This window comes from Pseudomonas sp. IT-P44, assembly GCF_949768225.1.
Classification (GTDB): domain Bacteria; phylum Pseudomonadota; class Gammaproteobacteria; order Pseudomonadales; family Pseudomonadaceae; genus Aquipseudomonas; species Aquipseudomonas migulae.
On record NZ_CATKQM010000012.1, the window covers coordinates 46661 to 69949 of the forward strand.

Annotated in this window: 8 protein-coding genes; 6 read left to right on the plus strand and 2 right to left on the minus strand. The window is 61.7% G+C overall.

Going from position 1 to position 23289, the window contains the following annotated elements; all coding sequences use genetic code 11:
* The first annotated feature begins 2 nt into the window (after window positions 1-2).
* From ACM6IO_RS06715 to ACM6IO_RS06740, 6 genes are all read left to right on the plus strand, one after another.
* Window positions 3-3101 carry a non-ribosomal peptide synthetase gene (locus ACM6IO_RS06715; protein WP_414911194.1) on the plus strand — a complete coding sequence of 1033 codons (3099 nt, stop codon included), beginning with the start codon at window positions 3-5 and terminating at the stop codon, window positions 3099-3101.
* Window positions 3098-14896: an amino acid adenylation domain-containing protein gene (locus ACM6IO_RS06720; protein ID WP_414911195.1), complete on the plus strand. Its 11799-nt coding sequence runs from the start codon at window positions 3098-3100 to the stop codon at window positions 14894-14896. The genes ACM6IO_RS06715 and ACM6IO_RS06720 overlap by 4 nt, the downstream gene beginning before the upstream one ends.
* A 93-nt stretch (window positions 14897-14989) precedes the next feature.
* The gene (locus ACM6IO_RS06725; protein ID WP_414911196.1) at window positions 14990-15955 is read left to right on the plus strand and encodes an alpha/beta hydrolase; all 966 of its coding nucleotides are present in this window, start codon (window positions 14990-14992) and stop codon (window positions 15953-15955) included.
* 812 nt (window positions 15956-16767) lie between these two features.
* Window positions 16768-17463 carry a DUF1963 domain-containing protein gene (locus ACM6IO_RS06730; RefSeq protein ID WP_414911197.1) on the plus strand — a complete coding sequence of 232 codons (696 nt, stop codon included), beginning with the start codon at window positions 16768-16770 and terminating at the stop codon, window positions 17461-17463.
* Between the two features lie 52 nt (window positions 17464-17515).
* The gene (locus ACM6IO_RS06735) at window positions 17516-17971 is read left to right on the plus strand and encodes a GNAT family N-acetyltransferase (protein WP_414911198.1); all 456 of its coding nucleotides are present in this window, start codon (window positions 17516-17518) and stop codon (window positions 17969-17971) included.
* Between the two features lie 57 nt (window positions 17972-18028).
* The gene (locus tag ACM6IO_RS06740) at window positions 18029-18919 is read left to right on the plus strand and encodes a DUF5677 domain-containing protein (protein ID WP_414911199.1); all 891 of its coding nucleotides are present in this window, start codon (window positions 18029-18031) and stop codon (window positions 18917-18919) included.
* Between the two features lie 122 nt (window positions 18920-19041).
* Here ACM6IO_RS06740 and ACM6IO_RS06745 read toward each other — a convergent pair whose 3' ends face one another.
* Window positions 19042-21459 (minus strand): TonB-dependent siderophore receptor, encoded by a 2418-nt coding sequence (locus ACM6IO_RS06745; RefSeq protein ID WP_414911200.1) that lies wholly within the window; start codon window positions 21457-21459, stop codon window positions 19042-19044.
* 124 nt (window positions 21460-21583) lie between these two features.
* Window positions 21584-23233 (minus strand): cyclic peptide export ABC transporter, encoded by a 1650-nt coding sequence (locus ACM6IO_RS06750; RefSeq protein WP_192228874.1) that lies wholly within the window; start codon window positions 23231-23233, stop codon window positions 21584-21586.
* Between the last annotated feature and the right edge of the window lie 56 nt (window positions 23234-23289).

Genomic DNA, 23289 nt, shown 5'->3' on the forward strand with positions numbered 1-23289 from the left:
ACATGAACACCACCGCCCTCGAACCTTCGGTAGACGTTTTCCAGACTTCGGCTCAGCAGGCCTTTTATTTGCGCGCTCAGGAACTGGGCGGACAGCCGCTGTTCGCCGCCCTGACCGTGCCGGTCGCCCAGGCTGTGGAGGCGCAGGCATTGCGTGCGGCACTGGATGAGCTGGGCCAGCGCCATGAAACCCTGCGCACGGTCTATCGCCGACTGCCGGGGATGAAATGGCCGGTACAGAGCTTGTGCGATGAGTTGCCGGTTGTGTTGTTGGGGCGCGTGTCTTCGCTGGATGAGGCGCTGAGTCGCAGCCGCGAAACCCTGGCTGAGGCGTCGGATCGGGTGCTGGTGGTGGCGTCAGTGGAAACCACGGGCGGGCAGCATTTCGTCACCTTGCTGGCGCTGGCCAGCAGCCTCGACGAAGCGTCGCTGCGGGTGCTGTCAGTGGAACTGGCGAGCCTGTTGCGCGGCGAAACACTGGCCGACAATCAGGAAGACTTGCAGTACCTGGATTACACCGCGTGGCAGGAAGAACTGCGCGAAGAAGACATCGGCCATCAAGGCGCCGCGTTCTGGCGCAACCTGCAACAGCAGTTCGCGCAGGCCCATCGTTTGCCTTTCGAAAAGGCCGTTGGAGTGACGCTGGCACGCCATCAGGCGACGCTCGACGACGGGGCATGGCTGGCCGATGTGCAACGGGTGGCCGCCGCTCAGGGTGTCGAAGCGCAGCGCGTGGCGTTGTTGCTGTGGAGCGCGTTTGTGGCGCGCATCGGCAATCAGGAAAAGTTGCTGATGGGCTGGGAAGTGGCGGGGCGCAACGAGCAGACCGAAGCGACCCTGGGGCGTTTCGCCCGCCGTTTGCCAGTAGCGTTTGATCACCGCAGCCACGAAACCCTGGCGCAAGCGCTGGCCTCGTTTGCTGGCAACGTCGAGCAATCGCTGTCCTGGCTCGACTGCCTCAACGAGTTCGAACTGAGCGCTGAAGTCGCAACGCCGCTGCGTTATGGCCTGGTGTATCAGGCCGATGCCGACGTGAACATCGAAGTGGACGATGCCAATCCGGAAGTCCTGCGCCTGCGGGTTCAAGGCGAACAGTTGCAGTTGTCGTGCCTGGCCGGCGCGGTGCCCGAGTCGATGCTGGCGGCGTGGCTGGAACAGTTTGTCGAATTCAGCCGCCAGTTGCTGACCTCGCCCGAGCTGACCCTGGGCCAGGCCACTCAGGTCAACGCGGTGCAACTGACCCGCTTGATCGAAGACTTCAACCCGCTGGCCGCCGAGCAGGCACTGCCGCATCGCTACCTGCAAGACCTGTTCACCGAACAGGCACGCCTGCATCCGCAGCGCATCGCCGTCAGCGTCAATGGCCAACGCCTGAGCTACGCCGAACTGGATGTACGCTCCAACCAAGTCGCCAATACCCTGCGCGCCCAAGGCGTGGCGCCGGATGAAATCGTTGCGGTCTACGGTCAGCGTTCGCTGGAAATCGTCATCGCACTGCTTGGCACACTCAAGGCCGGCGCCGCTTACCTGCCGCTCGATCCGAACTACCCGATCGAGCGTCTGGCGTTCATGTTGCAGGACGCCACTGCGCGTCAGGTGCTGGCCTGTCAGCCGCTGCCGGAAGCGTTGCACGGCGAGCGGGTGATTTCGCTGATGGCGCAAGCCGAAGTCTGGTCCGCATCGCAGGAACAGCCAGCCCCGCTGGGCGACAGCGCCAATCTCGCGTACGTGATTTACACCTCCGGCTCCACGGGCAAGCCCAAGGGCGTGATGATCAGTCATGCCAACGCGGTGGCCTCGACCCTTGCACGCAGCGCGTTCTATCGTCAGCCGTTGCGCGCGTTCCTGATGCTCTCGTCGTTCTCCTTCGACAGCTCGGTGGCCGGGGTTTTCTGGGCGTTGGGGCAGGGCGCGACCCTGTGCCTGCCGGACGAAGACAGCTACAAGGACCCGGCGCTGCTGGCGGCGCTGATCCAGCGTGAAGAGGTTTCCCACTACCTGACCTTGCCGTCTTACCACGCACAGATTCTGGAGCACCTCGACAGCCATGCCCTGGCGTGCGTGATCGTGGCCGGCGAAGCGTGCAGCAACGCCCTGGTCGCACGACATCGCGAGGCCTTGCCGCAAGTGGCACTGGTCAACGAATACGGCCCGACCGAAGGCACAGTCTGGTGCTCGGCGTGGGAACTGCCGCTCGGTCAGGATGACGACACCATCCCGATTGGCCAGCCGATTCCGGGGATGCGCATTCACGTGCTGGGCCCGGACCTGATGCCGGTGGCCGTGGGCGTCGAAGGTGAGCTGTATGTCGGCGGCGCCGGCATTGCCCGTGGCTATCTCAAGCGTGCCCCGCTGACCGCCGAACGTTTTGTGCCCGACCTGTTTGCGAAGCAGGCCGGTCAACGCCTGTACCGCACCGGCGACCTCGCACGCTACCGCGCCGATGGTGTGCTGGAGTACCTCGGCCGGGTCGATCATCAGGTGAAAATCCGTGGTTTCCGCATCGAACTGGGCGAGATCGAATCCGCCATGCGCAGCGCCCCCGGCATCGAAGACGCCGCCGTCATCGCCCGTGAAACGCCGACGGGTCCGCAACTGCTGGGCTTCGTGATTTCCCCGGCCGACACCGCCGACATCCGCCTCAACGAATTACGCAGCCACCTCAGCGAAGCGCTGCCGGAGCATATGCAGCCTGCACGCTTGCAGGTGCTGGAACGCTTCCCGCTGATGCCCAACGGCAAGCTCAATCGCCAGGCCTTGCTCGACCTCGACGTGCGCCGCAGTGCCTTCGTCGCCCCGCGCACCGACCTGGAAAAAGTCCTGGCGGCGATCTGGGCCGAAGCGCTGCACGTGGAGCGGGTCGGCGTGCACGACAGTTTCTTCGAACTCGGCGGTCACTCGCTGTTGGCAACGCGGATTCGTGCGCGGATTCAGGAAGAACTGAACCTGGCGATCCCGCTGAAGCTGTTCTTCGAGGGCGACACCCTGGAACGTCTGGCGGCGGAAATCGAGCAGTTCCGTCAGCACAGTGAACACAAAGAAAACGATGTAGACGCGCTGGAAGCGTTGTTCGACGAAGTGGATGAGGAACACACGCGATGAGTGCTGCACCGGACAGAATGATGACCCTGGCCCAGCGTTTCTGCGGCTTGAGCCTGGACGCGCGGCGTGCCTTGCAAGAAAAGATGCACGCGCAAGGCCTGACCCTTGAGCTGCTGCCGATCCCGTCAAGGGCCCCGGCGGTCGACACGTTGCCGGCGTCGTACGCGCAGCAGCGCTTGTGGTTTTTGTGGCAGATGCAGCCGCAGGCGACCGCGTACAACCTGACCGGTGCCTTTCGCCTGAGCGGTGAGCTGAACCGCGCCGCGCTGGCACAAACCCTCGCTGCGCTGGTGCAGCGTCATGAAGTACTGCGCACCACCTTCGTGTTCGATGAGCAGCAGGTGCTGCAAAAAATCCACCCGCAGATGGGCGCGCCGCTGGTCGAGGCAAACGCCGCCGACGAGGCAGAACTGCATCGCCAGGTCGGCCTCAACGCCGAGCAGCCATTCGACTTGCAGCACGGCCCGCTGATGCGCTGCCGGTTGATCCGCCTCGACGCGCAGCAGCATGTGCTGGTGCTGACGTTCCACCACATCGTCACCGACGGCGGTTCGCTGCCGATTCTGTTGCAGGAATTCACCCAGCTCTACGCGCAACTCAGCGCCGGGCAAGCGCCGCAGCTACCGGAGCTGAGCATTCAGTACGCCGATTTCGCCCGTTGGCAGCGCCTGTGGCTGGAGGCCGGCGAGGCCGAGCGTCAGCTTGCTTACTGGCGTGAACAATTGGGCCGCGAGCACCCGCCGTTGAACCTGCCGGCCGACCGTCGTCGCCCGGCGATCCCGAGCCAGCAGGGCGCCAGCGTAGAGCTGAACGTGCCGGAGGCCCTGGCGTCGGCTCTGAAAGATCTCGCCCGTCGCGAAGGCTGCACGCTGTTCATGGTGTTGATGGCGTCGTTGCAAACCCTGTTGCATCGCTACAGCGGCGAACGGGACATTCGCGTCGGCGTGCCGATTGCCAACCGTACCCGTCAGGACGTGGAAAACCTGCTGGGCTTTTTCGTCAACACCCAGGTGCTGCGTACCCAGCCCCATGCCGACCAGCCATTTTTGCAGTTGCTGGCCGAGGTCAAGACGGCGGCACTGGGCGCGCAGGCGCATCAGGATTTGCCTTTTGAACAGTTGGTCGATGGGCTCGATGTCGAACGCAGCCTGAGCCACACGCCGTTGTTCCAGGTGATGTTCAACCACCAGCGCGATGCCGGCGGCGAACAGCGCTGGGACTTGCCGGGCCTGAGCGTCGAGCCGCTGATCTGGGATGAAAAGACCACCAAGTTTGAGCTGATGCTCGACACCGTGGAGAGCGACGACGGCATCCACGCCTCGTTCGTGTATGCCACCGAATTGTTCGACGCTTCGACCATCGAGCGTCTCGGCCAGCATTGGCTGAATCTGTTGCAGGCGATCTGTGCCGACGGCTCGGTCGCCTTGGCCGACCTGAACATGCTCGCCGCAGTCGAGCAGCACGCCACGTTGCTGGACTGGAACCGCAGCGCCGCTTCGCAGGCCACGAACACGCTGTGCGCGCATCAACTGATCGAAGCTCAGGCCGCCGCGCACCCGCACAACATCGCGGTGACCTGCGACGGCGCGACCCTCAGCTACGCGCAACTGAACCAACAGGCCAACCGCATCGCCCAGCGTCTGCGCGAGCGCGGTGTCGGGCCGGATGTGTTGGTGGGGATCGCGCTGGAGCGATCGCTGGAAATGATCGTCAGCGTGCTGGCGATCCTCAAGGCCGGTGGCGCCTACGTGCCGCTGGACCCGGAATACCCGCAGGATCGTCTGGCCTACATGCTGGCCGACAGCGGCACGCGCTTGCTGCTGACCGATTCCGCGCTGCTGCCGCGTTTGCCGTTGTCCGAAGGCATCGAAGTGATTTGCCTCGACCACGCCAGTGACTGGCTGAATGAGGCGTCCGTCGAGAACCTGCCGAACCTGACCTGCCCGGAAAACCTGGCGTACGTCATCTACACCTCCGGCTCCACCGGCAAACCCAAAGGCACCTTGTTGCCGCACAGCAACCTGACCCGTCTGTTCAGCGCCACCGAACACTGGTTCGGTTTCAACGCGGACGATGTCTGGAGCCTGTTCCATTCCTACGCTTTCGACTTCTCGGTATGGGAAATCTTTGGCGCGTTGTTCTACGGCGGCAAGCTGGTGGTGGTGCCGCACGCCATCAGCCGTTCCCCGGAAGAGTTCGCTCGCCTGCTGTGCGATGAACAGGTCACGGTGCTCAACCAGACCCCGTCGGCGTTCCGTCAGTTGATGCCGTTTGCCTGCGCCAATGCCCAGGGCATGGCCCTGCGTTATGTGGTGTTCGGCGGCGAGGCGCTGGACGTCGTGAGCCTGCGTCCGTGGTACGACGCGTTCGACGACCAACAGCCGTTGCTGATCAACATGTACGGCATCACCGAAACCACGGTGCACGTGACGTACCGGCCGTTGTCCCGCGCCGACCTCGACGGCGCCAACAGCTCGCCACTGGGCGAGCCGATTGCCGACCTGCGCTGGTACGTGCTCGACCCACGCCTGAACCCGGTGGCCAAGGGCTGCGTCGGCGAGCTGTACGTCGGCGGCGCCGGCCTGGCGCGGGGTTATCACCAGCGCGCCGATCTGACCGCCACGCGGTTTGTCCCGGACCTGTTCGCCGCCGAGGCGGGTGCACGCCTGTATCGCACCGGCGATCTGGCGCGCTATTGCGCCGATGGCAGCATCGAGTACGCCGGACGCATCGACCATCAAGTGAAGATTCGTGGCTTCCGCATTGAGCTGGGGGAAATTCAGGACCGCCTGCAAAGTCACCCGGCCATCGAACAAGCGCTGGTGCTGGCGCCCGAGATCAATGGCAGTCAGCAATTGGTCGCCTGGTTCACCGTCACCCAGGACGTCGCCGATTTGCGTCAGGCGCTGCGTGAACATTTGCAGGCCGGTCTGCCGGATTACATGGTGCCGGCGCATTTGCTCAAGCTTGATCAGTGGCCGCTGACCAGCAATGGGAAGCTCGACCGCAACGCGTTGCCCAAGCCTGATGCTGCCCTGGCGCAACAGGTTTACACGGCACCGGTGGACGACCTGCAAGCCGAGTTGGCGGCGATCTGGCAAGACGTGCTCAAGCTTGAGCGCGTGGGGATCGACGACAACTTCTTCGAACTGGGCGGCGATTCGATCATCTCGATTCAGGTGGTCAGCCGTGCGCGTCAGGCCGGCATTCGCATCACCCCGCGTGACCTGTTTCAACACCAGACCGTGCAGAGTCTGGCGAAGGTCGCACAGCGCAGTGCCGGTCTGGTCATCGATCAGGGGCCGGTGCGCGGCGACGTGCTGCTGACACCGATCCAGCACTGGTTTTTCGAGCAGGCCATCGAGGCCCGGGACCACTGGAACCAATCGGTACTGCTGGAACTTCGCGAGCCGCTGGACAGCGCGTGCCTGCAACAGGCATTGGCCGTGTTGCTGGAACATCACGACGCGTTGCGTCTGCGTTTGCATCAGGTGAATGGCGTGTGGCAACAGGCTCAGGCCGAGCACTGGAACAGCGCCGAATTGCTGTGGCAGCGTCAGGCTGCGAACGCCGACGAATTGCTTGAGCACTGCAACGCCGCACAGGCCAGCCTGAATTTGCATGACGGCCCATTGTTGCGTGCCTTGCTGGTGGACATGGGCGCGGCCGGTCAGCGCTTGCTGCTGGTGGTGCATCATTTGGCGGTGGACGGTGTGTCCTGGCGTCTGTTGCTCGAAGATTTGCAAACGGCCTACGACCAGGCGCGTCAGGCTCAACCCCTGCGTCTGCCGGCCAAATCCAGCGCCTATCAAGCGTGGGCGGCGCGTTTGCAGCTGCATGCGCAAAGTCCCGAGCTGGCGAGTCAGGCCGCTTACTGGCAGCGCCAATACCACGACGTGGTGGTGGACCTGCCCGCCGATAATCCCCAAGGCAGCCTCGCCAACCAACACGCCGTGAGCGTGGAAACCGTGCTCGACAGCACATTCACCCGCCAACTGCTGCAAGACGCGCCAGCGGCGTACCGTACGCAGGTCAACGACCTGTTGCTGACGGCGTTGGCGCGGGTGCTGGGGGACTGGACCGGCCAGCCTTCGACCTTGGTCAAACTGGAGGGTCATGGTCGTGAAGACCTGTTCGACGACATCGACCTGACTCGCACCGTGGGTTGGTTTACCTCGATTTTCCCGGTCAAGTTGACCCCGGCCAGCGATTTGGCCGAGAGCATCAAGGCGGTCAAGGAACAGCTGCGCGCCGTGCCGGACAAAGGCATCGGTTTCGGCATCCTGCGGTATCTGGCGCAGGCCGGTCTTGAGGATCTGCCGCAACCGCAAATCACCTTCAACTACATGGGCCAGTTCGATGCCAGCTTCGATGAGCAGGCACCGTGGCGCCCGGCCCGTGAAAGCGGTGGCGCCGAGCAGGGCGCTTCGGCCGCGCTGGACCGTGGCCTGAGCATTAACGGTCAGGTCTACGCCGGGCAACTGCGCCTGAGCTGGACCTTCAGCCGCGACGTGTTTGCCGAGCACACCGTGCAGCGCCTGGCCGAGGCCTACGCTGGCGAACTGCAACAGCTGATCGAACACTGCCTGAGCGGTGCCGGTGGCCTGACACCGAGTGACGTGCCGCTGGTCCGCGTCGATCAGGCGCAACTCGATGCACTGCCGCTGGCGGCGCGTGAGATCGAAAACATCTTCCCGCTGTCGCCGATGCAGGAAGGCATGTTGTTCCACAGCCTGTTCGCCCCGGATGCCGGTGCCTACATCCCGCAAATGCGCGTGGACGTGCAGGGCATTGACGTCGATGCGTTCCGCAGCGCCTGGCAACAGACGCTGGAAAACCATGAAGTGTTGCGCGCCGCGTTCTTCAGCGAGAGCAATGGCTCGGGTCCGCTGCAAGTGATTCTGGCCAACGCCACGTTGCCGGTGACCGTGCTCGATTGGCGCAATGAAGCGGATCAGGCACACGCCCTGGAACGTCTGGCCGAAGACGATCGCTTGCGCGGTTTCGACCTGACAGCTGCGCCGTTGCTGCGCCTGACCCTGGTACAGACTGCAAACGACACCCATCACCTGATCTTCACCAACCACCACATTCTGCTGGACGGCTGGAGCACCTCGCAGCTGTTCGGCGAAGTGTTGCAGCGTTACTCCGGTGTGATGCCGGTGGCGAGCGGCGGTCGTTATCGTGATTACATGACGTGGCTGGGCGGGCGTGATCGCGCTGCGTGCGAAGCGTTCTGGCTGGAGCAGTTGCAGGCGTTCAACGAGCCGACCCGTTTGGCCGGCGCGATGCCGGGACCGGTCGCAGGGCAGGGTGACGGTCATTGCACCGTTCACCTGAGCCTGGACCGGGCGGCCAGCGAACGCCTGAGCGGGTTTGCCCGTCAGGCCCGCGTGACACCGAACACCTTGCTGCAAGCGGCGTGGCTGTTGCTGTTGCAGCGCTACACCGGCCAACGCACCGTCGCGTTCGGCGCCACGGTGTCGGGGCGTCCAAGCGAGTTGCAGGGCATAGAGCAGCAAGTCGGCCTGTTCATCAACACCTTGCCGGTGATCGCCACACCGCACCCCGAGCGCACGGTCAGCCAATGGGTGGACGAGGTGCAGGCGCTGAACCTCAAACTGCGCGATGTCGAATACACGCCACTGGCGGATGTGCAGCGTTGGGCCGGGCATTCCGGCGAGGCATTGTTCGACACGCTGCTGGTGTTCGAAAACTACCCGGTCGCCGAGGCGCTGGAGGGCGGTAATCCGAGTGCGCTGAAGTTCTCCGGCATCAGCAATCACGATCAGACCAGTTTCCCGCTGGCCATCGCCGCCGAGCTGGGCGAGTGCCTGGACCTGCGTTTCAATTACGACACTGCGCTGTTTACCGCCGAGGCCATCGACGGCCTGAGCAAGCGTCTGGTGGCGTTGCTCGATGCCATGGTCCGTGAGCCGCAACAAGCCTTGGGTCGCCTGAGCCTGCTCGACGCCGCGCAGACCGCACAGCAAGTGCAAGGCTTCAACGACACCGCCGTGACCTGGCCCGACGTGCGCCCGGTCCACCTGTGCTTCGAAGCCCAGGTACTGAAAACCCCGGACGCCCAGGCGTTGGTGTTTGCCGGTCAGAGCCTGACGTATCGCCAACTCAACCAGCAGGCCAACCGACTGGCGCACTACCTGCGCGCCCAAGGGGTCGGCGCCGAAGTGCTGGTGGGGATTGCCGCCGAGCGTTCGCTGGAACTGGTGATCGGTTTGCTCGCGATCATGAAGGCCGGTGGCGCCTACGTGCCGCTGGACCCGGATTACCCGCGCGAGCGCCTGGAACACATGTTCGAGGACAGCGGCGTGCACGTGTTGTTGACCCAGCATCATCTGCTGGCGCAATTGCCGATTCCGGCCGGGACCACGGCGATCTGCCTGGACGACAGCGCTCAGCTGGTCGAAGGCTTGAGCGACGAAAACCTGCCGTGCGTGGTCGAGCTGCAATCGCTGGCCTACATGATTTACACCTCCGGCTCCACCGGTAAACCGAAGGGCGCGGCCAACCGTCACGATGCGTTGTACAACCGCATTGAGTGGATGCAGGGTGCGTACCCGCTGGACGGTCGCGACACCGTGCTGCAAAAGACACCGTTCAGTTTTGACGTGTCGGTGTGGGAGTTCTTCTGGCCGCTGATGGTCGGTGCGCGCCTTGCGGTGGCCGAACCGGGTGCCCATCGCGACCCGGCGCAACTGGTGCGTTTGATCGAGCAATATCAGGTCAGCACCCTGCATTTCGTGCCGTCGATGTTGCAGGCATTTGTTCAGGGCGAAGGCTTTGAACGCTGCGCCAGCCTGCGGCAGATCATGTGCAGCGGCGAAGCGCTGTCGGCGGATTTGCAGAACAGTCTGTTCCGCGTACTGCCCGGCGTCGGTTTGTACAACCTGTACGGGCCGACCGAAGCGGCCATCGACGTGACCCACTGGACGTGCGTCGATGACGGCTCGATCAGCGTGCCGATCGGTTACCCGATTGCCAACCTGGTGACCTACATTCTCGATGACAGCCTGCAACCGCAAGTGGCGGGCTGCGTCGGTGAGCTGTACTTGGGCGGCATCGGTCTGGCGCGGGGTTACCATCGCCGTCCGGACCTGACGGCCGAGCGTTTTGTTGCCAGCCCGTTCGGCGCACAGGGCGAGCGGCTGTATCGCACCGGCGACCTGGCGCGTTATCGCGAGGACGGCGTGATCGAATACGTCGGCCGCATCGACCATCAAGTGAAGATCCGTGGCTTGCGCATCGAGCTGGGTGAAATCGAAGCCTGCCTGCTGGAACATCCACAGGTGCGCGAGGCGGTGGTGATCGCGCTGGATGTCGGTAAATCCAAGCAACTGGTGGCTTACGTGGTCGGCCAGTCGTTGGGGCTCGACGGGCTGAAGCAGCACCTGCGCAACGCGCTGCCCGAGCACATGCAACCGAGCCATGTGATGTTGCTGGAGCAACTGCCGGTGACGCCGAACGGCAAGCTCGATCGCCGCGCCTTGCCACAACCCGATCAGCAGGTTCGTGAATACATCGCGCCGCGCAATGCCGTGGAGGCGACGTTGCAAGAGGTCTGGCAGGCGCTGTTCGAAGTGCCGGTCGGGATTCAGGACAACTTCTTCGAGCTGGGCGGCGACTCCATCGTGTCGATCCAGGCGGTCAGCCGCGCGCGCAAGGCCGGCCTGAGCATTTCGCCGAAGCACGTGTTCAGTCACCCGACCATCGCCGAACTGGCGACCGTCGCCCAGGCTGTGGAAGCCGAGGAAGCCGCGCCGGTAGTGGCTGCACCGGCGCTGAAGATCGAACTGAACGAAGCGCAATATCAGGCGCTGGCATTGACGGCAGACGAGGTGGACGACGTTTATCCACTGTCGCCGATGCAGCAGGGCATGCTGTTCCACTCGGTGCAGGACGGCGACTCGGGGCTGTACGTCAATCAGATCGAAGTGGGTGTGCGTGGCGTTGACGGTCCGCGTTTCCGCGAGGCCTGGGCCGACGCCGCGCAGCGTCACGCGATCCTGCGCACCGCGTTCCTGTGGGAGGGCGACAAGGAGCCGCTGCAAGTGGTGTTGCGCAACGCTCCGGCGCTGCTGACCGAGCTGGACTGGCGCGGTCTGGATAACCAGGTCGAGCGTGTGCGCCAATTGGCCAGCGATGAACGTGAACGTGGCTTCTCGCTGAACCGTGCGCCGTTGCTGCGCCTGCTGCTGGTGCGTCTGGAAGACGACCGTTATCGGCTGATCTGGACCTATCACCACATCCTCATGGACGGCTGGAGTGTGTCGCGCCTGATCGGTGAAGTGCTGCGTCATTACAGTGGCGACGCACAGGAACCGGTGGCCGCCTATCGCGACTACATCGACTGGCTCGGCCAGCAAGTCGCCGAGGCCAGCGAAGCGTTCTGGAAAGACAAACTCAATGCCCTCGAAGGCGCCACGCACCTGGCCCGCGCATTACCGGTGAAGGCGCCGCAAGCGGGTTATCACGCGATTTACACGCACCTGAATGCGCAGCAGACCGCACGTTTGCAGGCGTTTGCCCAGCAACAGCAAGTCACGCTCAACACCCTGGTGCAAGCCGCGTGGCTGCTGCTGTTGCAGCGTTATACCGGCCAGCGCACGGTGACGTTCGGCGCCACGGTGTCGGGCCGACCGGAAACCCTCAACGGTTCGGAGAACATGCTCGGGCTGTTCATCAACACCTTGCCGGTGGTCAACAGCGTGCCGACCGAGGCGAGCGTCGGTGACTGGCTACGCGAGATCCAGGCCTACAACCTCGACATCCGCGACTTCCAGCAAACCCCGCTCAGCGACATTCAACGCTGGGCCGGGCAGGGCGGGCAGTCGCTGTTCGACAGCATCATCGTTTTCGAAAACCAGCCGGTGGACCGCACGTTGCGCGAGTGGAACGGCGATTCCCTGCGCTTCGAAGACGTCTCCGACTTCGGCCTGACCAGCTTTGCGATGGACTTGATGGTCAGCCTCGATGAAGGGCTACGCATCGAATACATGCACCAGCGCGATCAGTTCGACCTCGCCACCGTCGAAGTGCTGCGAAGCCACATGGAAAGCCTGATGCAGCGTCTGTGCGACAACGCCGGGCGCGCCGTGGGCGAGATCGGTTTGCTGACGCTGGACCAAGGCCGGCAACTGGACGGCGAGCTGCCGACGCTGGCCGACGACCACGAACGGCCGGTGCACGAGCTGATCCGCGAGCGAGCGCGGCTGCAACCGGAGCACACCGCGTTGGTGCTCAGCTACGCCGACCGCGACGCCGAACAGTTGAGTTATGCCGAGCTGGATCGTCGTTCCGACGCACTCGCGGTGCACCTGCTGGAGCAGGGCGTGCAGGCCGAAGACGTGATCGGCGTGTTCATGGAGCGCTCGCTGGAACTGGTGGTTTCGCTGCTGGCGGTGATGAAGTGCGGCGCTGCTTATGTGCCGCTGGACCCGCAATATCCGCAGGAACGCCTGCGCTACATGATGGCCGACAGCGACATGCGTTTGCTGCTGACCCAGGAGCGTTTGCGTGACACGGCGCAACTCAATCCGGGCACGCCGATGGTCGCCGTGGATCGCTTGAGCCTCGACGTCGAGGTGGCTGCGCCGCAAAACAACGTACACGCCGAGCAACTGGCCTACCTGATTTACACCTCGGGCTCGACCGGCAAACCGAAAAGCGTGGCCGTGGCCCACGGGCCGTTGAGCATGCACGTGCAGGCGATCGCCGAGCTGTACGAAATGGACCCGGCCAATCGCGAACTGCATTTCATGTCGTTCGCCTTCGACGGTGCCCATGAACGCTGGATCACCGCGCTGATCAGCGGCTCGACCCTGGTGGTGCGTGACAACACCTTGTGGACCGCCGAGCAGACCCTGGCGGTGTTGCATCGCCAGCGGATCACCGTCGCCTGCTTCCCGCCGGCGTACTTGCTGCAACTGGCCGAACACGCCGAGTTGCAGGGCGGCAACCCACCGCCGGTGCGCATCTATTGCTTCGGTGGCGATGCGGTGCCGGACGCCACGTTCGAACGGGTCAAGCACACGCTCAAACCGCAATACCTGGTGAACGGTTACGGCCCGACGGAAACCGTGGTTACGCCGCTGCTGTGGAAAATCGCTGCCGACGGTCACTGCGAGGCGATGTATGCGCCGATTGGCCGCCGCGTCGGCACCCGCAGCCTGCATGTGCTGGACATGGACCTCAATCCGTTGCCGGTGGGCATGGTCGGCGAACTGTACATCGGTGGCCGTGGCGTTGCGCGCGGCTACCACCGTCACCCGTGGCAAACCGCCGAGCGTTTTGTTGCCGACCCGTTCAGCCGCGACGGTGGTCGTCTGTACCGCACTGGTGACCTGGTGCGCCGCCGCGAGGATGGCGTGTTCGATTACGTGGGGCGCATCGACCATCAGGTCAAAGTGCGCGGCTTCCGCATCGAACTGGGCGAAATCGAAGCTCGTCTGCGCGAGCAAGTCGGGGTCAATGACGCGCTGGTGGTGGTGCGTGACGGCGGGCAGGGGCCGCAACTGATTGGCTATGTGGTCGCGGCTGAAGACGACGGCCTGGGCCTGCGTTGCCAGGCGGCCCTGCGTGAAAGCCTGCCGGATTACATGGTGCCGACGCAGGTCGTGGTGTTGCCGCGTTTCCCGCTGACACCGAACGGCAAGCTCGACCGCAAGGCCTTGCCCGACCCGACCTTCGAGGGCCGCGACTACGTGGCCCCGCGCACGCCGCTGGAGTGGGCGCTGGCCGAGATCTGGCAGCAAGTGCTGGGCGTCGACAAAGTCGGCATCACCGACAACTTCTTCGAGTTGGGCGGCGACTCGCTGCGCACCCTCAAGGTGATCTCGAAGGTTCGGGCGCTGAATCAGCCGGACTTCCAGTTGAAACTGCGCGACATGATGGCCAAACCGACCATCGCCGGGTTGTCCGGTGTCGATGAACAACCGCTCAAACAGAGCCCGGAACCGTTGCTGCTGTTGAACCAGCCGGTGGACGATCAGCCAGCGCTGTTCTGCCTGCACGCCGGGTTCGGCACGGTGTTCGACTACGAACCGCTGGCCCGTCGACTGGAAGGCCAGCGCACGGTGTACGGCGTGCAATGCCGCATGCTGCTCGACCGCCAGTGGCACGACACTTCGCTGCAGCAAATGGCTGCGGACTACATCGAGGCGATCCGTCGCAAGCAACCGCAAGGCCCGTATCACTTGCTGGGCTGGTCGTTGGGCGGGGCGTTGGCGTTGATGGTCGGCGACCTGCTTGAACAGCAGGGCCAGCGTGTGGCATTCGTCGGCCTGGTGGACAGCTTTGTGCCAACCCAGGCCAACGCTGTCGCCAGTGTTGATGAGTGGCGGGCGGACCTGCGCGAGTTCCTCGGTGCAACCTTGAGCATGGACAGCGAAGCCATTGCCCAGGCATTGAGTGTCGAAACCACGGGTGATCAGGACGCTGTCGCGCGGATCATTCGCACGGTGATCGACACCGAAGGCGAGCAGGCCAGCGGTTACGCATTGCTGGGTGCCGATGAGTTGGCGCAGACGTTCATGGTCAGCACGCGCTTGAAGGCGCTGTCGCGGCAGGTCGAGACCTTGCCGCTGCCGCGCGCCGAACTGTGCTGCTGGTGGGCCGATGGCAACCCGACGGCCGAACGCGCGACGCTGGAGCGTCAGCAACCACGGCTGCGCAAAGTGCAAACCGTCGCCGCCAGCCACTTCGATATCCTGCAACGGGATGAATGCCTAAGTGCCGTGGTGACAGCACTTGGTCGCGAGGTGGTGGCGCAGGACTAAGGTTTTACCGCGCCAAAACAAGCTCGCCCTAATGAACGGCCCTCACGGTTCGTTTATAGGGCGAGCTTTTTTATTTTTTGGAGACCACCGCCCATGGCACTGCACCCGGACATCGAAGGTTTTCTAGAGCTGGCCGAGTTCGGCCGCCTCACCGGCAAAAGCCTGCCCATGCACGAGCTGGACCCGACCGAAGCGCGCCAGCAATTCGAACAAACCTCGCAGCTGCTCGACGCCGCACCGATGGGAGCGCTGACCGTGACTGCGGTCAGCATTCCGGCCCGCGACGGCCATCTGCTCAATGCGCGCCTCTACGCTCGGCCGTCGCTGGGCACGCAGGAGCGCCCGGTGCTGCTGTATTTCCATGGCGGCGGTTACGTGGTCGGCAGCCTCGATTCCCACGACACCCTGTGCCGCCGACTGGCGCTGGCGGGTGGTTTTGCGGTGCTGTCGGCGGATTATCGCCTGGCCCCGGAACACCGTTTTCCCGTTGCCTACGAGGATGCCGAGGATGTGACGCGCTGGCTCGCCACCACCGGCGCCGGTGCCCTCGGGCTGGACCCGGCACGTATCGCATTGGCGGGAGACAGCGTCGGCGGCAGCCTGGTGGCGTCCTTGTCGATTGCTATCGCCCAGGACCCACAGGCCTGGCTGCTCACGCCACGGCTGCAAGTGCTGTTGTACCCGGTGATCGACGCCGTGGAAAAACGCCCGTCGCTTGCACGTTTCGCTGAAGGCTACCTGCTGGAAGCGACCACGCTGGAATGGTTCTATCAGCAGTATCAACGCAGTGCCGATGATCGCCGCGACTGGCGCTTTTCCCCGTTGTTCGCCGAGACCCTGCAAGGGCTGACACCAACGGTGCTGTGGCTGGCCGAATACGATCCGCTGCTGGATGAAGGCCTGGCCTGGGCCGAAAAATTGCGTGCCGCCGGACAACCCGTAGTGCTGGACGTGAAAGCCGGAATGACCCACGACTTCGCACGGATGGGGGAGATGGTCCAGGAAGTACCCGCGATGCTGGAGCAGCTGGCGGCGCAGATCACTGAAAGCCTGGGTTGATGCGTGATCTGTAGGAGCCGGCTTGCCGGCGATGGCCCCCTGCGGTGAATCAGACAAACCGTGTCGCCTGCATCGCCAGCAAGCCGGCTCCTACAACGTACGCAATCCCTGTAGGAGCCGGCTTGCCGGCGATGGCCCCACCGCGGTGAATCAGACAAACCGTGTCGCCTGCATCGCCAGCAAGCTGGCTCCTACAACCTACGCAATTCCTGTAGGAGCCGGCTTGCCGGCGATGGCCCCACCGCGGTGAATCAGGCAAGCCGTGTCGCCTGCATCGCCAGCAAGCCGGCTCCTACAACCTACGCAATTCCTGTAGGAGCCGGCTTGCCGGCGATGGCCCCGCCGCGGTGAATCAGACAAACCGTGTCGCCTGCATCGCCAGCAAGCTGGCTCCTACAACGTACGCAATTCCTGTAGGAGCCGGCTTGCTGGCGATGGCATCACCGCGGTGAACCAGACAAACCGTGTCGCCTGCATCGCCAGCAAGCCGGCTCCTACAACCTACGCAATTCCTGTAGGAGCCGGCTTGCCGGCGATGGCCCCACCGCGGTGAATCAGACAAACCGTGTCGCCCGCATCGCCAGCAAACCGGCTCCTACAACCTACGCAATTCCTGTAGGAGCCGGCTTGCTGGCGATAAACGATGACGCGGTCTGACTGACCGCCTACCGCGCCATTCACCGGCTTCCTACACCCAAGGTAAAACGCGAAAATTCCGGGGAAATTTCCGACATCTTTTTAGGGTTGGCGCTCGGACGTTCGCCGTATAGCGTTGTGGCTCCCTGCAGTTGGCAATGGAGTGATGTACCGGTATGAACATCCAGGAAATCAAAAGACGCTTGGCCAGACCCGCTACAAAATTCATCGCCGGCGGATTTCGTCCCACCCATACGGATGACGAAAGCTGGCTTGGAAACGTATTCCTGTTTCGCCCGGATGAAGGCGTCCCGAGAAACGACGCCGGAGCTGAACTGCATCCCTTTGCACAATTCCACCTCACCAGCCTGCCGTTTAACAGTCCGGCGCTGGACGGCGTTCGCGTCCTTACCTTGTTTGTTTCCAGTCCCTTGCCGGAAGCATTGGACCCGATGGGGAACAACTGGCTGATCAGGGAGTACGGATTTGACGATGTACTTGTCCGCAAAGAGCTGCCGGTAGCAGGGTCATACCTCAAGCCCTTTCCGTTGCTGGCCGAACGGGTCGCAGAGGACTTTCCACTGTGGGATGGCGGTGGCGCACCGGCGGACCTTGAAGAGGAAATTTGCAACCTTCAGCGGACAGGCGAGATAGAAAGCTACTCAGACCTCGTGACTCACACCTACGAACACAAGATTGGCGGCTACCCCTCGTTCTGCCAGTCCGGCGTGGACCTCGGTGATGATTTTGAATTCGTGTTCCAGATTTCCTCCGACACGAAAATCAACCTGAACGTGGTGGATTGCGGGAGCCTGATGTTCTGGAAGAGCAAAAGTACGGGGGAATGGGTGCTTTACTACGATTTCTACTAGGCTGGGTGCACCCCTTTACGATCAGTCGACCACTCGGATGGATTTTACTCAAATGGATTGCCTGATCCGAATCGCCACACGCGAAGACGCAATCGCCATAAGCCGGGTCGTGATTGGCGCACTACGTGAAACCAATGCCCGGGACTACATGCCAGCGATCATCGAACAGGTGGAACAAAGCTTCTCTCCGCAAGCCATCCTTCGCTTGCTGACTCAGCGTCAGGTCTACGTGGCAACAATCGACGATCACATCGTTGCAACCGCTAGCCTTGATCAGGACGTTGTTCGAAGTGTGTTCGTCAACCCCTCCCATCAAGGGCAGGGTATCGGACAGCAGGTGATGGCGATGATCCAGTCAGCCGCCGTCAGCGGCGGAGTCAAACTTCTGCGCGTTCCTTCTTCAATCACCGCCGAAGGCTTTTACGCCTCACTCGGCTTCAAAAAAGTCCGAGACGAATTTCACGGTGCCGAGCGCACGATCATCATGGAAATGGGGTTGGAGCAGTAGTTCACGTATCTGCTCTGCAAAGAATCAATTTGAAAACCGTTGCTTGGGGAATCAATGATGAGTGAAGAACAAGACTTTATCGATCACCTGCAAAAATTTTCAGAGGAACATCTTGAACATAAAAATCACCTTGAGAACCTGGAGATGTACTTCAAGGAAGTTGCCGGGAATGTCGAGGGTTTACATGTGGGGCGTGATAACCCGCTTCCATTCCTGATTAAAATTCAGGCGCAAAGCCTTCTGGAGATTTTAGAAGATCTTAATAATAGCCTGATATCGTCGTTGTCGAAGGGGTTGTATTCTTCAGTGGAAGCCTTGTCCAGGGTTGCTATCGAAAACGCAATTAATGTTATGTATATCTGTGGCGAGGACGATACGTTAAGAGCTAAATCTCTGCTAAAAAGTTATGTGACATCTTCTCGGGAAAGAGGAGAGAAATGGCTTAAGTATTCAGTTCTTGAGAAGGATAGTGTTGCCGAAGACCGAGCGAGCACCTTTCTCGAAACGCTAAAGACAGCCAAAACCTTTCTGTCGTTTTTCAACGACCCGAATGTGAAAGGGTGGCCTGACGCGCGTGCTCGCTTCAGAGCTGTCGGAATCGAAAATCTTTATCATGTGTTATTCGCACCTTCGTCTAATGCCGTGCACGGGTTTTCTGAAGATGTTTACAATCTCACGTACGTTGAGTTTGTGCCTGTTCCATTCAGGCAGAAGATGTTTAACAGCTACAACGCTGAAAAAACATCGTTTGCCTATTATTTGGCTACAAACGCGATTCTTCTTTATTGCGAGGCTGTGTTCAAGTTGTCATTGAAGATGGAGAACGAAGACGTGGCTGAAAAACTTTTTGATACGCGAGATAAATTGTTCAAACTGATCAGCGAGCATGAAGACTTGACTGCTACTTACTACGGAAAGATAGATAAAAGCGCTCCTGTAACTAATTGATTGTCGTGGAAAAAGCACTTTCCCTCTGTCAGGGTTTATCCCGCTCCAACACATCCAACCTTCAAAAACAACACCGGGCCGCAAACGGCCCGGTTTTGTTCAGCATTTAACCTGCACAGCAATCAATAATTAGCCCGCAACGTCAACGTCAGATTACGCGGATCGCCATAGAAGTTAGTCCCCCACGAAGCATCCACTCGATCGTAGTACTTTTTATCAAACAGGTTGTTGCCGGTCAGTGTCGCCGACAGGTTCTCGTTGAACTTGTAGCCCACCTGCGCGGTGGCGATGCCGTAGCCGCTTTGTTCGAAGCGTACTTCACGCTGGTACCAGGTCTTGCTGACTACGCGCACGCCGCCGCCGACGCTGAAGTCTTTGAGCGGGCCGTCGGCGAATTCGTATTTGGTCCACAGGTTGAAGTTGTGCTTCGGCGTGATGGTGCTGAAAGTGCTGCCTTCGGTCGCGTCGTCAGATTTCAACAATTTGGTGGTGGTGAAGGCGTAACCGGTGACGATGCTCCAGTTGTCGGTCAGGTTACCGCTCAACTCGGTTTCCCAGCCCTGGCTGCGCGCCTTGCCTTGTGCTTCGTTTCCACCGGTGTCGGCGTTGAATTGAGCACGGTTTTCATCGTAGATGCGGAACATCGCGATGCTGGCGTTCAGGCGGCCGTCGTAGAACTCGCGCTTGAGGCCGACTTCATATTGCTTGCCTTTACGCGGTCCGATGGGCGTGTTGTCGCTGTCGAGCTCGCTTTGTGGCTTGAACACGCCGGTGTAGCTGGCGTAGGCCGACAGTTCCGGGGTCAGTTTGGCGATGATGGCGCCGTAAGGCACGACCTTGCGGTTGATGCTGGTGTGGGCTTCGCCGAAGCTGTTGAAGAAGGCGTTGGCGTTCTTCGCGTCGCTTTCGTACCAGGTCACGCGGCTGCCGCCAACCACGTCGAGCCAGTCGGTGACGTTGAACTTGGCGCGGGTATAGAGGCCGTACTGGTCGGATTTGGACCAGTTACCGTTGTTGCGCTCGTAGTCGTTCTTGGGAATATCGATACTGCCCGGGTTGTAGACGTTGATCGGGAAGTACTCGCCGCCACCGTATTCGAAGTCTTTGTCGAGGTGCTGGTACTCGGCGCCCACGGTGAACTCGTGTCTGCGATCCGCGAATTCGAATGGCGTGGTGACGAAGCTGTCGACGCCGATGGTTTTGATGTGGGTGTAGTAGTCGTACGCCACGGCCGAGCTGTCGCCGGTAGCCGGATCGACGGTACCGTCGGCCCAGGTGAAGTTACGCTGTGGCGTTTCTGCGTCGCGGTAGGTGACGGTGGTCTTGAACTGACCGCCGTTGTCCAGCGCGTGATCGACCTCGGCAAAGGACTCCCAGACTTTCTCGTTCAGGGTGTTCCACTTGGCATCGACGAACGTCGAGCGCGGCACGTCCAGCAACTTGCCGTCGGCAAAGGCCGGCAAGCCGAACGCCGGGGTGGAGTGGTTTTGCTGGTAGGCGCCGCCCACCGACAGGGTGGTAGATGGGGCGAGGTCGAATTCCAAGCGACCGTACACCATCGGGCGTTCGTTCTGGGCAGAGTCGACGTAGGATTTGTTGTTTTCGTAAGCGGTGATGAAGCGACCGCGCACGGTGCCTTGATCGTTCAACGGACCGGTGACGTCCACCATCGAACGGTAGTGGTCATAGGAACCTGCGCCCAGCTCGCCGCCGAGGGCGAATTTGTTCAGGGCGCGCTTGCGCACCACGTTGATCGTACCGCCGGGTTCGCCAGCGCCTTGATACAGGCCCGACGGGCCGCGCAACACTTCGACACGATCGTACATCGCGAGGTCGAAGCTGGTGCCCATGTCGCCCTGGCCGGTCGGTTGCGATACGCCGTCAACCTGCACCTGGTCGACGAGGAAGCCGCGCATGTAGACGTCGTTCAGGCTGGAGCCGGAGTTGTACGTCTTGATGGTGACGCCGGTGACCTGGCGCATCGCGTCTTGCAGGCTGTTCATGTTCTGGTCGTCCATGCGCTGGCGCGTGACGACGGACACCGACTGCGGGATGTCCTTGAGCTTGATGTTGCCCTTGCCGATGCTCACTTGATCGGTGGTGTAGGAATGCGTGCCTTCGGTGGTAGGCCCCGGCGCTACGCCGGAAATGGCGGTCGCGCCCAGTTGCAGCGCGCTGGAGTTACCCGCGACCGGAATCAGCGAAACGGTGTTGCCAGTCAGTTGAAACGTAATGCCGCTCCCCAGCAGCAACGTATTCAATGCCTGTTCCGGTTCCAGATTGCCGGAAACCGCCGTGGACTTGAGGCCGTTGACCATGTCCTGGCTGTACAGAATCTGCAGGTCGGTCTGTTGACCCAGTTGCTGCAGCGCGCTGGCCAGCGATTGCGCAGGCACGTTGACGTTCACCGGCGCGGCCTGGACCTGAGAGGTGCCCAGCAGCAACAGGGTCAGCAACGCACCCGGTACGACTGTTCGGAATTTCTTTTGCGGCGCGATGGCCAGTGCCAACGGCGCGCGGGACAGGGTAGGGCTTTGCATTGCTCAAATCGCTCCTAAGGTGTGCAGATTTTTTAGTTAATGATAATTATTATTAGACGCATCACCCCGACGAAACCGGAAAACAAACTCCGAAAATCGTCGAGGTATATGGATTCAACGCTGCTCAGGCGGTCGCCCGCTCCGTCACCACACGGCCCGATTCCATGCGAACCAACTGATCGGCCATGTCGAAATAGCGGTCGTCGTGGGAGATGACGATGATGGTTTTGCCCAGGCGCTTCAGGTCCGGAAGCAGCTCGGTGTAGAAGATCCGGCGGAAGGTCGGGTCCTGGTCGGCCGCCCATTCGTCAAACACCAGTACCGGGCGTTCTTCCAGCCAGGCATTGACCAGTGCCAGGCGTTTACGCTGGCCGGTGGACAGGTCGGTGGTGGTGAAACTGCCGTCCTTGACGCTGACCTTGTGCGCGATTTCCAGGCGTTGCAGGTATTTGTTGGCGTCTTCGGGAATGTGCTGATCGCCCTGCACCACGTCATCGAACAGGTAGTAGTCGGCAAAAATCGTGGTGAACAGTTGGCGGTAGTCGTCACGGTTCTGCGCATCGACACCTTCGCCGTTGAGCAGGATTGCGCCTTGTTGCGGCGCATAAAGCCCCAGCAACAACTTGATCAGCGTGGTCTTGCCGCAGCCGTTTTCGCCGACGATGAAAATGATGTCGCCCTGTTCGATGGTCAGGTTCACCGGCCCCAGGCGGAACGCTTCGCTGCCCGGTGCGGCCGGGAAGGCATAGCTGACGTTGTCCAGTTGCAGGCTGTTGACCACGGCCGGTTTTTTGCCGGTGTCGTTGAGCAGCAAGTGCGGCTCGGGCGAGGAAAACCGGCTCGACAGTTCGGCGATGCGGCGGAAGGCAATCCGCGCCCGGCTGACCACCGGCAAGGTGCCGACCAGATGCTCGATAGGGCCTTTCATGTACAGCAGCACCAGGACGAAGCCGCTCATCACCGACTTGTCGGCGCTGGGCCAGAACGATTGCAGGGCCAGCGCCAGGCCGATGACCACGAAGAACAGCATCGACCCCAGCGTCTTGGCGATCACGAAGGTATTGATCGAGCGCACCTGGGTGTTGCATATGAAATCCGCCGTGCCCTGAATGCCCGAGGTGAACATGCGCTGGCGGCGCGGACGGTGAACGCGCAGTTCCTTGGCGCCACCGGCGATGGCGTTGTAGTGCTTTTGCAATTCGTCTTCGGCGTCACGGGCGGCCATGAAGCCCTTGATGCCCTTGCCCTGTGCGTAGAACTGGATGCCGGTGCCGATGGCAATCGCCAGCACCATCATCAGGAACATCGGCCACGACAACAGGGCCAGGTAGCCCATGCAGCCCAGGGTCACGGTCAGGGAAATGGCCAGCGGTGCGAAGGCAAACGCGAAGTCGCTGATGGTGTCGACGTCATGGGTCAGCACCGGGATCAAGCGGTGGCTGCGATAGCGTTCGATCTGTTCGATGGGCGCCGACAGCACCTTTTCCCCCAGCTCTTTGCGCAGCTTGGCGATGATGTGCTGGCCGACATAGTTGGTGCCGATGTCCGAGCAGATCGAACTCGCCAGCGCCAACAGGCAAAGGCCGCCGAACAGTGCGACCACGCCCTGGGTCAGGCCGCTTTCCGAATGCAGGGCATTGTTGATCGTGGCCAGCAACACCGTCACGCTCAGACCGCCCACCATGCCCAGAATGATCGACAGGCTGACCACCAGCCGGAACGGTTTCAGGAGGGTGAACAATTCATGAATTGCACCGCGCGTAGGCTGGGTCATGAGTAGAGGGTTCCTTGGGTCTTGAGGCAGATACCCAGTAGAACGTGTGGTCAGGT